At 54.0% G+C, this 15,731-nt stretch carries 11 protein-coding genes; 5 read left to right on the forward strand and 6 right to left on the reverse strand.

The window, feature by feature from the left end:
- Positions 1-10: 10 nt before the first annotated feature.
- On the forward strand, positions 11-1,663 hold the full coding sequence (locus JTI98_RS00560) for a DUF3300 domain-containing protein (RefSeq protein ID WP_216081799.1): 1,653 nt from the start codon (positions 11-13) through the stop codon (positions 1,661-1,663).
- Positions 1,664-1,675: 12 nt separating this feature from the next.
- Entirely contained in the window at positions 1,676-2,467 is a 792-nt protein-coding gene (locus tag JTI98_RS00565) for a DUF2950 family protein (protein ID WP_044267424.1), read from the forward strand.
- A gap of 55 nt (positions 2,468-2,522) precedes the next feature.
- Here JTI98_RS00565 and lpdA read toward each other — a convergent pair whose 3' ends face one another.
- The 4 genes from lpdA to pdhR form a co-directional block, all read right to left on the reverse strand.
- On the reverse strand, positions 2,523-3,950 hold the full coding sequence (gene lpdA / locus JTI98_RS00570) for a dihydrolipoyl dehydrogenase (protein WP_042997911.1): 1,428 nt from the start codon (positions 3,948-3,950) through the stop codon (positions 2,523-2,525).
- A gap of 199 nt (positions 3,951-4,149) precedes the next feature.
- Complete coding sequence (aceF, locus tag JTI98_RS00575; protein ID WP_216081800.1) at positions 4,150-6,048, reverse strand: pyruvate dehydrogenase complex dihydrolipoyllysine-residue acetyltransferase; 1,899 nt, start codon at positions 6,046-6,048, stop codon at positions 4,150-4,152.
- A 14-nt stretch (positions 6,049-6,062) separates the two neighbouring features.
- On the reverse strand, positions 6,063-8,726 hold the full coding sequence (gene aceE, locus JTI98_RS00580) for a pyruvate dehydrogenase (acetyl-transferring), homodimeric type (RefSeq protein ID WP_042997913.1): 2,664 nt from the start codon (positions 8,724-8,726) through the stop codon (positions 6,063-6,065).
- A 288-nt stretch (positions 8,727-9,014) separates the two neighbouring features.
- Positions 9,015-9,779 (reverse strand): pyruvate dehydrogenase complex transcriptional repressor PdhR, encoded by a 765-nt coding sequence (gene pdhR, locus JTI98_RS00585; RefSeq protein WP_042997914.1) that lies wholly within the window; start codon positions 9,777-9,779, stop codon positions 9,015-9,017.
- 589 nt (positions 9,780-10,368) lie between these two features.
- Here pdhR and aroP point away from each other — a divergent pair.
- The 3 genes from aroP to JTI98_RS00600 all read left to right on the forward strand — a co-directional run bounded on the left by aroP (position 10,369) and on the right by JTI98_RS00600 (position 14,257).
- Positions 10,369-11,742 carry an aromatic amino acid transporter AroP gene (gene aroP / locus JTI98_RS00590; RefSeq protein WP_086512694.1) on the forward strand — a complete coding sequence of 458 codons (1,374 nt, stop codon included), beginning with the start codon at positions 10,369-10,371 and terminating at the stop codon, positions 11,740-11,742.
- Positions 11,743-11,900: 158 nt separating this feature from the next.
- On the forward strand, positions 11,901-13,307 hold the full coding sequence (locus tag JTI98_RS00595) for a glycoside-pentoside-hexuronide (GPH):cation symporter (protein WP_044267419.1): 1,407 nt from the start codon (positions 11,901-11,903) through the stop codon (positions 13,305-13,307).
- Entirely contained in the window at positions 13,307-14,257 is a 951-nt protein-coding gene (locus tag JTI98_RS00600) for a family 43 glycosylhydrolase (RefSeq protein ID WP_042997917.1), read from the forward strand. The genes JTI98_RS00595 and JTI98_RS00600 overlap by 1 nt, the downstream gene beginning before the upstream one ends.
- A 47-nt stretch (positions 14,258-14,304) precedes the next feature.
- Here JTI98_RS00600 and ampE read toward each other — a convergent pair whose 3' ends face one another.
- Together ampE and ampD are read right to left on the reverse strand one after the other, a co-directional pair.
- On the reverse strand, positions 14,305-15,159 hold the full coding sequence (gene ampE, locus JTI98_RS00605; protein ID WP_044255451.1) for a beta-lactamase regulator AmpE: 855 nt from the start codon (positions 15,157-15,159) through the stop codon (positions 14,305-14,307).
- Entirely contained in the window at positions 15,156-15,719 is a 564-nt protein-coding gene (gene ampD / locus JTI98_RS00610) for a 1,6-anhydro-N-acetylmuramyl-L-alanine amidase AmpD (protein ID WP_044326650.1), read from the reverse strand. The genes ampE and ampD overlap by 4 nt, the downstream gene beginning before the upstream one ends.
- Positions 15,720-15,731: the final 12 nt, after the last annotated feature.

Below are 15,731 nucleotides of genomic sequence, written 5' to 3' on the forward strand. Positions count from 1 at the left end.
GAGTAAGAATATGACGTTGCCCTTTAAACCCCACGTGCTTGCGTTGATCTGTAGCGCAGGGCTACTCGCTGCTTCAGGCGTGCTGTATGTCAAAAGCCGCACACCGGAAGCCCCTACGCTGCCCACGCCCCCCATCGCAGCGCAACCGCCCGCGCCTACCGAAGCCTCTCCGGTCGCGAAAACGAACTTTACTACAGCGCAAATCGATCAATGGGTCGCGCCGATCGCCCTCTATCCGGACCCACTGCTTTCGCAGGTTCTGATGGCCTCGACCTATCCGGCTAACGTCGTCCAGGCAGCACAATGGTCGCGCGATAATCCGACACGGCAAGGCGATGCCGCCATTCAGGCTGTTGCAAACCAGCCGTGGGATCCCAGCGTGAAGTCGCTGGTCGCCTTTCCGCAACTCATGACGCTGATGGGGGAAAACACGGAGTGGGTGCAAAACCTCGGCGATGCGTTTCTGGCGCAACCGCAGGATGTGATGGACTCCGTGCAACGCCTGCGTTTGCTGGCCCAGCAAACCGGTTCGCTGAAATCTACGCCGCAGCAGACGGTGACCAGCACGCCGAAAAAGAGCGTCGCGGCAGCCCCCTCAACCACCTCCTCCGCAACAAAATCCAGCGCCGTTTCCGCCGCCCCAGCCTCCACGGTAATTAAAATTGAACCTGCAGATCCGCAGGTGGTGTACGTCCCCAGCTATAATCCCGCTACGGTTTATGGCACCTGGCCCAACACCGCATACCCGCCGGTGTATCTCCCACCTACGCCAGGCGAGCAGTTCGCTGGCAGTTTTGTTAAAGGGTTCGGCTACAGCCTGGGCGTAGCCACAACCTATGCGCTGTTCAGCAATATCGACTGGGATGACGACGATCATCACCACGATGACGATCACCATCATGATGACGATCATCACGACGGTCACGGTTATCAACACAATGGCGATAACATCAATATCAACGTCGATAACTTCAACCGCATCTCCGGACAGAATCTGAAAACACAGAACATGACCTGGCAGCACAACCCGGCCTGGCGCGGCGGCGTACCGTATCAGAATGGCACGACCGCCCCGCGTTTCCACCCGACCGACGTCAGCGGCGGTCTCAGTGCTACACAGCAGCCGACTGCGACGGCATCCCGCGACAGCCAGCGTCAGGCAGCGATGGCACAACTGCAACAGCGTCATCCGGATGCGTCTAAAGCGCTGACTCAGAAACCGACAGCCACAACGCGTGATGCCCAGCGCAAAGCGGCCGCTCAACAGTTGAATCAGGTTGCCCAACGCAATAACTATCGCGGCTATGACGACAACAGCAACAGCGCGCGTCGTCAGAATGCGCAACAGACCTTGAAACAATCGACTACGACAGCGCAACAACTGCATCGTGACGATCTCAGGGCCAAAGCGCAGCAACGCCCGATTTCACAACCGCAGCGGGAGACGGTACGTCAGCGCGTCGAGTCCTCCTCGCCACAGCAGCGTCAGGCGTTTCAGCAAAACCATGCGAATGTATTTAGCGGTAACGACAGCCGTTCGCCGAACTGGCAATCGCAGCAGCAGCGCGGTCAGGAAAGCCGCCGTCTGAGTAACATCAGCAATGAGCAACGAGCCCACATGCGCGAACGCGCATCTGAACACCATGAATTTCGCCGTCGTTAACGGGAGCCGATAATGAAAAAAGTACTGTTAAGCACCCTGCTGCTCTCGCTGCCGTTAATGAGCTACGCCCAGCAGATGTTCGCCACGCCAGACGAGGCCGCCAGCTCTTTTGCCCGTGCAATTGCCGACAATAACGATGCGCAAATGACTACCCTGTTAGGCGATAACTGGCGACAGTTTTTGCCCCCTGAAGGCGCGGACCCCGAAGCCATTGCGCGCTTTAACCGCGACTGGAAAGTCAGCCACCAGATTGTGCAACAAGGTAACGTCGCTCACCTGAACGTCGGCCAGGAGAACTGGCAGTTGCCCATCCCCATCGTGAAGGCGAGTAAAGGCTGGCATTTTGATATGTCTGCCGCGCAGGATGAGATCCTCACGCGCACGATTGGCCGCAATGAACTCTCGGCGATACAGGCCATGCGTGCCTATGTCGACGCCCAGTATGACTACTGGCAGCGCAAACAAGCATTTGCCAGCCGAATTATCAGCCATGCAGGTCAACAGGACGGTCTCTACTGGCCGGTAAAACCAGGTGAAACGCCCAGTCCCTTAGGGCCGGCTTTCAGTCCTGAGTCACCTGGCGAAGGGTATCACGGCTATTATTTCCGCATTATTGCCAGCGATAACGCGAAAGGATTTGCGCTGCTCGCCTGGCCGGTGACCTGGGGCGAAACGGGTGTGATGAGCTTCATGGTAAGTCAGGACGACCGGGTGTATCAGACGAATTTAGGGGAAGATAGCGGGCTAAAAGCCATCGCCATAGAGAAATTTACGCCACACGAGCCGTGGAAGCCGGTGGAGTAGCAGGCATAAAAAAAGCGGCATTTACGCCGCTTTTTCGTTACCGGAAGGCTGAAGATTATTTCTTCTTCTTCGCTTTTGCGTTCGGCAGGTCAGTGATGCTACCTTCGAACACTTCTGCCGCCAGGCCCACGGACTCGTGCAGAGTCGGGTGCGCGTGGATGGTCAGCGCGATGTCTTCAGCGTCACAGCCCATTTCGATTGCCAGACCGATCTCACCCAGCAGCTCGCCGCCGTTGGTACCGACAATCGCACCACCGATGACGCGGTGAGTTTCTTTGTCGAAAATCAGTTTAGTCATACCGTCTGCGCAGTCGGAAGCGATAGCACGGCCAGAAGCAGCCCACGGGAAGGTGGCGGTTTCGTAGCTGATGCCTTTCTCTTTCGCTTCTTTCTCGGTCAGACCTACCCATGCCACTTCTGGTTCAGTGTAGGCAATGGATGGGATCACTTTCGGATCGAAGTAATGCTTCATGCCGGCGATAACTTCAGCGGCAACGTGACCTTCGTGAACCCCTTTGTGCGCCAGCATCGGCTGACCGACGATATCGCCGATAGCAAAGATGTGCGGCACGTTGGTGCGCAGCTGTTTGTCAACGCGGATGAAGCCACGATCGTCCACTTCCACGCCTGCTTTGCCAGCGTCGAGGTTTTTACCGTTCGGCACACGACCGATTGCCACCAGCACGGCGTCATAACGCTGCGCTTCAGCAGGGGCTTTTTTGCCTTCCATGGAAACGTAAATACCGTCTTCTTTCGCTTCAACGGCAGTCACTTTGGTTTCCAGCATCAGGTTGAATTTCTTGCTGATGCGTTTGGTGAAGACTTTAACGATATCTTTGTCCGCCGCCGGGATAACCTGGTCGAACATTTCAACCACGTCAATCTCTGAACCCAGCGCGTGGTACACAGTACCCATTTCCAGACCGATGATACCGCCACCCATGACCAGCAGACGCTTCGGTACGGATTTCAGTTCCAGGGCGTCGGTGGAATCCCACACGCGCGGATCTTCATGAGGAATGAACGGCAACTGGATCGGACGGGAACCCGCCGCGATGATCGCGTTGTCGAAGTTGATCACGGTTTTACCGTTCTCACCTTCCACTTCCAGGGTGTTCGCCCCGGTGAATTTACCCAGACCGGTAACCACTTTCACTTTACGGCCTTTCGCCATGCCAGCCAGACCGCCGGTCAGCTGAGTGATTACTTTTTCTTTCCAGGTACGAATCTTGTCGATATCGGTTTTCGGCTCGCCGAAGACGATACCGTGTTCTGCCAGCGCTTTGGCCTCTTCGATAACTTTGGCTACGTGCAGCAGTGCTTTAGAAGGGATACAGCCGACGTTCAGACAAACACCACCGAGGGTGCTGTAACGTTCAACGATTACGGTTTCCAGACCTAAATCAGCGCAACGGAAGGCTGCAGAGTAACCTGCGGGGCCTGCCCCAAGTACCACGACCTGAGTTTTGATTTCAGTACTCATCATGACCTCTTAATTTATTTCCGGCGATCCCTGGTCTTGTCGCCCATCGTCCACCGGGTCGTTCTATCCGTCCGTATTTTACAAAATTGTTAACAATTTTGAAACAACAAAACGGCAACGATTTATCTTTAGCACTAATAACCCCAAAACCATCATGAGATTACCAGAAAAAAGCCGGCCGTCGGGCCGGCTTTTTTGCTTACATCACCAGGCGGCGAATGTCAGACAGCATATTGTTAATGATGGTAATGAAACGCGCACCATCAGCACCGTCAATCACGCGGTGGTCGAAGGACAGAGAGATCGGCATCATCAGACGCGGTACGAACTCTTTACCATTCCACACTGGCTCCATCGCGGACTTGGAGACACCCAGGATCGCGACTTCAGGCGCGTTCACAATCGGTGCAAAGTGGGTCGTACCCAGGCCGCCGATGCTGGAGATGGTGAAGCAACCGCCCTGCATTTCGCCAGCCGTCAGCTTACCGTCACGCGCTTTCTTAGAGATAGCCGTCAGTTCACGAGACAGCTCGGTCACGCTCTTCTTGTTCACGTCTTTAAAGACCGGAACCACCAGACCATTCGGGGTATCTACCGCCACACCGATGTTGATGTATTTCTTCAGCGTCAGGCGCTGGCCGTCTTCGGACAAGGAGCTGTTGAAGCGTGGCATCTGTTCCAGAGCCGCAGCAACCGCTTTCATGATGAAGACCACTGGGGTGAATTTCACGTCCAGTTTGCGCTTCTCAGCCTCAGCGTTCTGCTGTTTACGGAACGCTTCCAGGTCGGTGATATCGGTTTTGTCGAAGTGGGTAACGTGCGGGATCATCACCCAGTTACGGCTCAGGTTAGCACCAGAGATTTTCTGGATGCGGCCCAGTTCCACTTCTTCGATTTCACCAAACTTGCTGAAGTCGACTTTCGGCCATGGCAGCATGCCCGGGATACCGCCACCTGCGGCGGCTGCCGGAGCGGCTTCCGCACGCTTGATAGCGTCTTTCACGTAAGTCTGAACGTCTTCGCGCAGGATGCGACCTTTACGGCCTGTGCCCTTCACTTTCGCCAGGTTCACGCCGAACTCGCGCGCCAGACGGCGAATCAGTGGGGTCGCATGAACGTAAGCATCGTTCTCAGCAAACTCAGATTTGCCTTCGGCTTTTGCGGCCGGAGCAGCGGCAGCTGGCGCAGGTGCAGATGCAGCGGCTGGAGCCGGTGCGGCAGCCTGCTGTGGCGCGGCAGCAGCAGGTGCTGCGCCTTCCACTTCGAAGACCATAATCAGAGAGCCGGTTTTCACTTTATCGCCGGTGCCGATCTTGATTTCTTTAACGGTACCCGCGAACGGCGCCGGCACTTCCATAGAAGCTTTGTCGCCTTCTACGGTGATCAGTGATTGCTCAGCGGCCACTTTATCGCCCACTTTCACCATCACTTCGGTCACTTCAACTTCGTCACCGCCGATATCCGGTACGTTAACGTCTTTCGCGCCAGTGGCTGCTGGTGCAGCAGCCGGGGCCGGAGCAGCGGCCTGTGCAGGCGCGGCAGCAGGTGCAGCACCCGCCACTTCGAAGACCATGATCAGGGAGCCGGTAGACACTTTGTCGCCGGTGTTGATCTTGATCTCTTTAACGGTACCGGCGAACGGCGCCGGCACTTCCATAGAAGCTTTGTCGCCTTCTACGGTGATCAGGGACTGTTCAGCGGCAACGGTATCGCCCACTTTGACCATGATCTCAGTCACTTCAACTTCGTCACCGCCGATGTCGGGTACATGGACGTCTTTCGCTGCTGCAGCTGCAGGTGCTGCTGCCGGACTCGCGGCTTCTTTCTTCTCTTCTGCCGGAGCAGGTGCAGCGGCTGCTGCACCGTCAGCGGAATCGAAAATCATGATCAATTTGCCAGTCTCGGTTTTGTCGCCAACAGAGACTTTAATCTCTTTAACAACACCAGCCTGCGGAGACGGGACTTCCATAGAGGCTTTATCGCCTTCTACGGTGATCAGCGACTGTTCGGCTTCTACCTTGTCGCCTACTTTGACCAGGATCTCGGTGATTTCAACTTCATCTGCCCCGATGTCCGGTACTTTGATTTCGATAGCCATTATTCTTTTACCTCTTACGCCAGACGCGGGTTAACTTTTTCTGCATCGATGTTGAATTTGGTAATTGCATCCGCAACCACTTTCTTATCGATTTCGCCACGTTTAGCCAGTTCGCCCAGTGCCGCGACTACCACGTAGGAAGCATCCACTTCGAAGTGGTGACGCAGGTTTTCACGGCTGTCAGAGCGACCGAAACCGTCGGTACCCAGTACGCGATAATCATCAGCCGGTACATAAGTACGAACCTGTTCGGCAAACAGTTTCATATAGTCAGTTGATGCTACAGCCGGCGCGTCGTTCATCACCTGAGCGATGTACGGAACGCGCGGGGTTTCCAGTGGGTGCAGCATGTTCCAGCGTTCACAGTCCTGACCATCACGTGCCAGTTCGGTGAAGGAGGTAACGCTGTACACGTCAGAACCCACGCCGTAGTCTTTCGCCAGGATCTCTGCCGCTTCACGAACGTGACGCAGGATAGAACCGGAGCCCAGCAGCTGAACTTTACCTTTGCTACCTTCCAGGGTTTCGAGTTTGTAGATACCTTTACGGATACCTTCCTCAGCACCTTCCGGCATGGCTGGCATGTGGTAGTTTTCGTTCAGCGTGGTGATGTAGTAGTAAACGTTCTCTTGTTTCTCACCGTACATACGCTCCAAACCATCGTGCATGATGACTGCAACTTCGTAGGCATAAGACGGATCGTAAGAGATACAGTTCGGGATAGTCAGAGACTGAATATGGCTGTGACCATCTTCGTGCTGAAGACCTTCACCGTTCAGCGTTGTACGACCAGACGTCCCGCCAATCAGGAAGCCACGCGCCTGTTGGTCACCCGCTGCCCAGCACAGGTCGCCAATACGCTGGAAACCGAACATGGAGTAGTAGATGTAGAACGGAATCATCGGCAGATCGTTGGTGCTATAGGAAGTTGCCGCGGCCAGCCAGGAAGACCCTGCGCCCAGCTCGTTGATCCCTTCCTGCAGAATCTGACCTTTCTCGTCTTCTTTGTAGTACGCAACCTGTTCACGGTCCTGCGGGGTGTACTGCTGGCCGTTCGGGCTGTAAATACCAATCTGACGGAACAGACCTTCCATACCGAAAGTACGCGCTTCGTCGGCGATGATCGGAACCAGACGATCTTTGATCGATTTGTTCTTCAGCATCACGTTCAGGGCACGAACGAAAGCGATGGTCGTGGAGATTTCTTTGTTCTGCTCTTCCAGCAGCGCGCCGAAGTCTTCCAGGGTCGGCAGTTCCAGCTTCTCAGTGAAGTTCGGCTGACGGCTCGGCAGGTAGCCGTGCAGCGCCTGGCGGCGTTCGTGCAGATATTTGTGCTCTTCAGAACCTTCCGGGAAGGTAATGTAAGACAGTTTTTCAACCTGCTCGTCAGTAACCGGAACATTGAAACGGTCGCGAATGTAGCGCACGCCATCCATGTTCATTTTCTTCACCTGGTGAGCGATGTTTTTACCTTCGGCGGTGTCACCCATGCCATAACCTTTGATGGTATGAGCCAGGATGACGGTGGCTTTGCCTTTGGTTTCCTGCGCTTTTTTCAGTGCAGCGTAGACTTTCTTCGGATCGTGACCACCACGGTTCAGCGCCCAGATCTGCTCATCAGTCCAGTCGGCAACCAGTGCTGCGGTTTCCGGATATTTACCGAAGAAGTGCTCACGAACGTATGCGCCATCTTTGGATTTGAAGGTCTGGTAGTCGCCGTCAACGGTTTCGTTCATCAGTTGGATCAGTTTACCGCTGGTGTCTTTACGCAACAGCTCATCCCAACGACCGCCCCACATCACTTTGATTACGTTCCAGCCAGCACCTTCGAAGATACCTTCCAGCTCGTTAACGATTTTGCCGTTACCGGTGACCGGGCCGTCCAGACGCTGCAGGTTACAGTTGATGACGAAGACCAGGTTATCCAGTTTTTCACGGGTCGCAATGGTGATAGCACCCTTGGATTCCGGCTCGTCCATCTCACCGTCGCCAAGGAAAGCGTAAACGGTCTGTTTAGAGGTGTCTTTCAGGCCACGGTGTTCCAGATATTTCAGGAATTTAGCCTGATAGATCGCACCGATTGGGCCCAGACCCATAGAAACGGTCGGGAACTGCCAGAATTCTGGCATCAGTTTCGGGTGCGGGTAGGAAGACAGGCCATTGCCATGAACTTCCTGACGGAAATTGTCCATCTGCTCTTCAGTCAGACGGCCTTCCAGGAATGCACGTGCGTAAATGCCCGGGGAGATGTGGCCCTGGAAGTACACCAGGTCGCCGCCATCCTGCTCATTGCGGGCACGGAAGAAGTGGTTGAAGCACACATCGTACACGGTCGCAGAAGACTGGAAGGATGCCATGTGGCCGCCCAGCTCGAGGTCTTTTTTAGACGCACGCAGCACGGTCATGATGGCGTTCCAACGGATAGCAGAACGAATACGACGCTCCAGCTCCAGATTGCCCGGATATTCCGGCTCATCTTCAACGGCAATAGTGTTGATGTAATTGCTTGCCCCTGTACCTGCCGCTACTTTCACGCCGCCTTTGCGGGCTTCAGAAAGAAGCTGGTCAATCAGATACTGAGCGCGCTCAACACCTTCTTCACGGATGACCGATTCGATCGCCTGTAGCCAGTCGCGAGTTTCGATCGGATCCACGTCATTTGGGAAACGTTCTGACATGGGGGTATTCCTTATCTATCTAATACGTTGAGTTATCTGGAACCTGTCCCATTGCGCTCTTTGTTCTTCATTCTTCAGGTTGTCTCTTTGTTGGCTGCGCTTCCTTGCGCCAGTCACATAGTTCACTATGCTCCTGGCGACTCGCGCGCTTGCCGCCGCGATACAAGCCGAATTATTTTGAACAACTAAAAGTGCAATAAGACAGGTTCTGCGTTTAGTTGCCGCGCTTTTCATTCATTAGCGCTTGATTTACAACATCTTCTGGCTAACGAGCTACCAGAAAAATCACTAATTCTTTCGCTGCTCCAGACGACGTAAGGCGCGTTCACGACGGCTCTCCTCACGGCTGCGGTCGAGCAGAATCTCTTCGATAAACGCCAGATGGCGATGTGATGCTTCACGCGCCTCTTCTGGCTTACCGGCAATAATCGCTTCGAAAATACGGGTGCGGTGACCACTCACCAGCGGAAGCATCTCGCGACGCGAATAGAGCAACTCGAAGTTCTGACGTACGTTCTGGGCCAGCATGGGCTCCATACACCTTAGCAGATGAAGTAACACCACATTGTGCGCAGCTTCGGTGACAGCAATTTGATACTGGAGGACCGCATCGGACTCGGCATCGCGGTCACCCGACTCTTGCGCCAGTTCAATGGCATGATGCAATTCACGAATACGTGTTTTGTCTTCATCCGTACTGCGCAACGCTGCGTAGTATGCAGCAATGCCTTCCAGCGCATGGCGCGTCTCAAGCAGGTCAAACTGGGATTCAGGATGGTCGGAGAGCAGTTCTACCAGTGGATCGCTAAAGCTCTGCCACAGGCTACTCTGAACAAAAGTGCCGCCGCCCTGGCGACGAAGCAGCAATCCCTTCGCTTCGAGACGTTGAATCGCCTCACGCAAAGAGGGACGGGAGACGTCGAACTGTTTCGCCAGTTCGCGTTCCGGTGGGAGTTTTTCGCCCGGGCGTAGTGTGCCCTCAAGAATCAAAAACTCCAGCTGTTGCTCAATCACATCGGATAATTTTGGTTGGCGGATTTTGCTGTAGGCCATGATGTCCTGTCTTAAGCCATTTGCCCGAAGTCAATTGGTCTTACCAATTTCATATCTGTGACGCTAAAGTAACAAAGTATTCACCTTATGTCCATACAGGTTTTGATTGAAATCAGTAAAGCAGGCACATTTTAACAACAACACAGAAATATCGTTTCAAACATGTAACTATGCACAAATGTTAAATTTACCACCCGAGAGGTAGTTTTAACCTTATTGAAACGAAGAAAAATCCTGGTTGAACCGATTCATATGCATTTTTATGCATATTTTAGATATAGATAATCACTTTATATCTAACAAAAGTGTTATCAGGAAGTAAGAGGCGGGAGAGACAACTGCTCTCTTTTTATTCAACTCGTCATCATCCATTCACAAAGCAGGTGCATTCCCTGCCGCATACCATTATTCTGTTCCGGACAAAAGAGTTTCGGCGACATTTTAAAAAACATTGCTGTAAACATAATAATACAACAGACGGAATTGCAAACTTACACGCATCTCTGCGTAGGACAAATAATAATTACTCAAATTGCCCGGTCGCCGTCACGCGGTCGGGTACTGAAGGGTAAACCACTCACGAGGTTTCATGATGGACAGTCAGCAGCACGGCGAGCAGCTAAAGCGCGGCCTTAAGAACCGCCATATCCAGCTTATCGCGCTGGGCGGCGCGATAGGAACAGGCCTGTTCCTGGGAAGCGCCTCCGTAATTCAGTCCGCGGGCCCCGGTATTATTCTGGGTTATGCGATAGCCGGTTTTATTGCCTTCCTTATTATGCGTCAGTTGGGTGAAATGGTGGTTGAGGAGCCGGTCGCCGGTTCATTCAGTCACTTTGCCTACAAGTACTGGGGAAGTTTTGCGGGATTTGCATCGGGCTGGAACTATTGGGTGCTGTATGTGCTGGTTGCAATGGCGGAACTGACCGCCGTCGGCAAGTACATTCAGTTCTGGTGGCCGGAGATCCCCACCTGGGTTTCGGCAGCCGTTTTCTTTATTGCGATCAACGCCATCAACCTGACCAACGTAAAAGTGTTCGGTGAGATGGAGTTCTGGTTTGCGATCATCAAAGTCATCGCCGTGGTCGCGATGATCCTGTTCGGCGGCTGGCTGCTGTTCAGCGGCAATGGCGGCCCGCAGGCAACCGTGCGTAACCTGTGGGAACAGGGCGGCTTCCTGCCTCATGGCATGACCGGGCTGGTAATGATGATGGCGATCATCATGTTCTCTTTCGGCGGGCTCGAGCTGGTCGGTATCACCGCAGCTGAAGCCGATAACCCAGAGCAGAGCATTCCCAAAGCCACCAACCAGGTAATCTATCGTATTCTGATTTTCTATGTGGGTTCACTGGCCGTTCTGCTTTCCCTGCTGCCGTGGACGCGTGTCACCGCTGACACCAGCCCGTTTGTCCTAATCTTCCACGAGCTGGGCGATACCTTCGTGGCGAACGCGCTGAATATCGTGGTTCTGACGGCGGCACTGTCGGTATACAACAGTTGCGTTTACTGTAACAGCCGCATGCTGTTTGGTCTGGCGCAACAGGGTAACGCCCCGAAAATCCTGCTCACTATCGACAAACGCGGCGTGCCGGTGAATACCATCATCGTTTCGGCGCTGGTGACGGCGCTGTGCGTATTGATCAACTACATGGCGCCAGAATCCGCCTTCGGCCTGCTGATGGCGCTGGTGGTCTCCGCACTGGTGATCAACTGGGCGATGATCAGTCTGGCGCACATCAAATTCCGCCGCGCGAAGCAGCAACAGGGAGTGAAAACCCGCTTCCCGGCGCTGTTCTACCCGCTGGGTAACTGGGTCTGTCTGGCCTTCATGGCGGCGGTGCTGGTAATTATGCTGATGACGCCGGGTATGGCGATTTCGGTTTACCTGATCCCGGTATGGCTGGTTGTCCTTGGCATCGGTTATCTGTGCAAACAGAAATCCGCGAAAACGGCGAAAGCCCATTAATTCCTTGAACCCTCACCCGTCGTGGGTGAGGGTTGTTACCTGCCTCACACTTTCTCCCCAACAGCCATTTCGTCCATATCAGCGGCGCTATCCTGCAACGCAATTAAAGGCTTACAGACGAATAATTCTTTCCATCACCTTGATGGGGAGACATCTCAATGGATACAGGTAAGCTGTCGGTAAGAGAAAAGATTGGTTATGGCATGGGCGATGCCGGATGCAACATCATCTTTGGCGCTATCATGCTGTTTGTTAACTATTTTTATACGGATGTTTTTGGTCTCGCCCCGGCTCTGGTAGGGGTGTTATTACTGTCAGTACGCGTTATCGACGCCGTTACTGACCCCATTATGGGCGCTATTGCTGACCGAACCCAAAGCAAATATGGCCGTTTTCGTCCATGGTTACTGTGGATTGCCTTCCCTTACGCGCTGTTCAGCATTCTGATGTTCACCACCCCGGAGTGGACTTATAGCAGCAAGGTTATCTATGCGTTTGTCACATACTTCCTGCTGTCGATTACCTACACGGCGATCAACATTCCTTATTGCTCATTGGGCGGCGTGATCACCAACGATCCGAAAGAACGCGTGGCCTGCCAGTCTTATCGCTTTGTACTGGTCGGTATCGCGACGTTGCTGCTGTCGCTCACTCTACTGCCAATGGTCGACTGGTTTGGCGGCGATAATAAAGCGAAGGGCTATCAACTGGCGATGACCGTGCTGGCCATTATCGGCATGTGTATGTTCCTGTTCTGCTTTGCCACCGTTCGTGAACGTGTGCGCCCTGCCGTTCCCACGCACGATGACATGAAAAACGACTTCAAAGACGTGTGGAAGAACGACCAGTGGGTACGCATACTGCTGCTGACGCTGTGCAACGTCTGCCCGGGCTTTATCCGTATGGCGGCAACCATGTACTACGTCACCTGGGTCATGGGACAAAGCACCCATTTCGCCACGATCTTTATCAGTCTCGGCGTGGTCGGCATGATGATCGGTAGCGTGTTGGCGAAAGTGCTGACCGACCGCTGGTGCAAGCTAAAGGTTTTCTTCTGGACCAACATCGCGCTGGCCCTTTTCTCCTGCGCGTTTTACTTCTTCGATCCCAAAGCCACGATGATGATTGTCGTGCTCTACTTCCTGCTTAACATTTTGCACCAAATCCCGTCGCCGCTGCACTGGTCGCTGATGGCAGACGTTGACGACTACGGCGAATGGAAAACCGGCAAGCGCATTACCGGCATAAGCTTTTCCGGCAACCTGTTCTTCCTGAAACTCGGTCTGGCGATTGCCGGGGCGATGGTTGGCTTTCTGCTCTCGTGGTACGGCTACGATGCCGGGGCGAAAGCGCAAAGCGACTCCGCGATCAACGGCATCATGCTGCTCTTTACCGTGATTCCGGGAGTCGGCTATCTGATTACCGCCGGCGTAGTACGTCTGTTGAAAGTCGACCGCGAACTGATGAAACAGATTCAGGACGATCTGGAAAAACGCCGCGCTAACTACCGCGAACTCAATGATTATCAGGAACTGAAAGCCACTGAAACCGTAAGGAAAGCCTGATGCAAAACTGGCCTAACCCGTTTATTGAACAACGCGCCGATCCGTTTATCCTGCGCGACGGCAGCGACTATTACTTTATTGCCTCAGTGCCAGAGTACGACCGACTGGAAATCCGGCGGGCGGATTCGCTGGAAGGATTACGTACAGCGTCACCCGTTGTCGTCTGGCGCAAACCCGAACACGGCCCGATGAGCGAGCTGATCTGGGCACCGGAAATTCATCACCTCGATGGTAGATGGGTCATCTACTTTGCCGCCGCGCATACTCAGGCGCTCGACAAACTGGGCATGTTTCAGCATCGGATGTACGCGCTGGAGTGTACAGATCCCGATCCGCTCACCGGCAACTGGGTCGAAAAGGGTCAAGTGAAAACACCGTTTGATACCTTTGCACTCGATGCCACAACATTCCACCATCAGGGAAAACAGTGGTATCTGTGGGCGCAAAAATCCCCAGATATCGCCGGTAACTCCAACATTTATCTGGCGGAGTTGGAAAATCCCTGGACGATTAAAGGCCAGCCGGTGATGCTCAGCAAACCGGAGTACGACTGGGAGTGTCGGGGTTTTTGGGTCAATGAAGGTCCGGCAGTATTAACCCACGGTGACAGGCTGTTTATCAGCTACTCCGCCAGCGCCACGGATGAAAATTACTGCATGGGACTGTTATGGATTGATATTCACGCCGATCCGCTGAATCCGGCAAACTGGCATAAATCCCCGCGGCCGGTGTTTACCACCAGCAATGAAAATCGCCAGTATGGACCCGGGCACAACAGCTTTACCCAAACACCGGAAGGTGATGACGTGCTGGTGTACCACGCGCGTAACTACACCGAAATTGAAGGCGATCCGCTCTACGATCCCAATCGGCATACCCGTCTGAAGCTGATTCACTGGGATGACCACGGAATGCCAGACTTCGGCATTCCGCCCGCAGATACGCTTTGACATCATTGCCCGGTAACAGGCTACTTACCGGGCGTCCTGCCAGGACGTTAAATCAACGTGCCATAAATGGTGAGCACGGCGATCACCACCACTAAGGCAAACGACGTTTTCTTTGCCATGGAAACCGCCGCTTTCGGCGTTTCAACCTTATCGGTATGCGACTCACGCGCCAGCGAGAACTGCGCCAGGCGTGTTAACACCTGATATTGCGAAGTACGCAGATCCGCCAGAGAGGCAAACCACGCGGGCAACGCTTTTTCTCCATGACCGATCAGGGCATACACCACGCCCGCCAGACGCACCGGGATCCAGTCCAGAACATGAAGAATGGCATCGATGCCGGACTGTAAGCGCTCATGCGGCGTCTGGTAACGCGCCAGCCAGGACTGCCACGAACGCAGGAAGGCATAGCCCACCAGCAGTACCGGTCCACATGGACCACCGACGATCAGCCAGAACAGCGGCGCGATATAGAAACGGAAGTTAATCCACAGCAGCGCATTTTGCAGTTCACGCAAAAACTCACGCTCATTGCAATCCGGTGGAACGCCATGAATCAACGTTAGTTCGCTGGCCATCGCCGTTCGGGCATGCGCATCATCGCGCGACGCCGCGTTAAGGTAAGCGTGATAGTGCATCCGCACTTTGCCCGCGCCAATGCACAGCAACCCAATCAGGATCCACGCCACAATCGTTGGCACATTAAACAGCAGTCCATCGAGCGCTCGCAGCAACAGGAATGTGACCACCATTGCGATGATCATCATCCCGAGCGTACGCGCCATCGAGAAGCGTTTGACCCGGCGGAAAAAAGTTTCTAAACGGTGATCGAACTGCCAGTGTTCGCCCAGCTTAAACAGGCGCTCGACAAGCAGCACCAGTAATGTCGTAAATAGCGTCATGTCATCTCCTTATCTGACGAGGCGGTGACCAGGGCGCGAAACTTTGCCCAGTCAAAAGCCGGACCGGGATCGGTCTTACGCTCAGGCGCAATATCACAGTGTCCGGTTATGTTTTCGGCAACGGCCGGGTAAATCTTTATTAATGCACGCGTGATGGCAGCCAGTTGTTGATACTGGGCATCGGTGTAAGCCAGCGTATCGGTCCCTTCCAGCTCAATACCAATCGAAAAATCATTGCAGCGCTCACGTCCATGATAATTCGACACGCCGGCATGCCATGCTCGCTTATCAAAAGGAACATACTGAACGATTTCGCCATCACGGCGAATCAGACAATGAGCGGAAACGCGAAGATGCGCGATTTCGGCAAAAAAAGGATGGGCATTGGGATCAATTGTTCCAGTGAATAGTGCGTCAATCCACGGACCGCCAAACTCGCCGGGCGGCAGGCTGATATTGTGCACCACCAGTAAAGAAGGGACTTCATCATCCGGGCGGCAATCGTGGTGCGGAGAAGGAACGCGTCGCGCTTCCGCCAGCCAGCCCTTGTCTAACAACATGCTGAATCTCCT

The sequence above is a fragment of the Citrobacter sp. MGH 55 genome, from assembly GCF_016906145.1.
Classification (GTDB): Bacteria; Pseudomonadota; Gammaproteobacteria; order Enterobacterales; family Enterobacteriaceae; genus Citrobacter_A; species Citrobacter_A amalonaticus.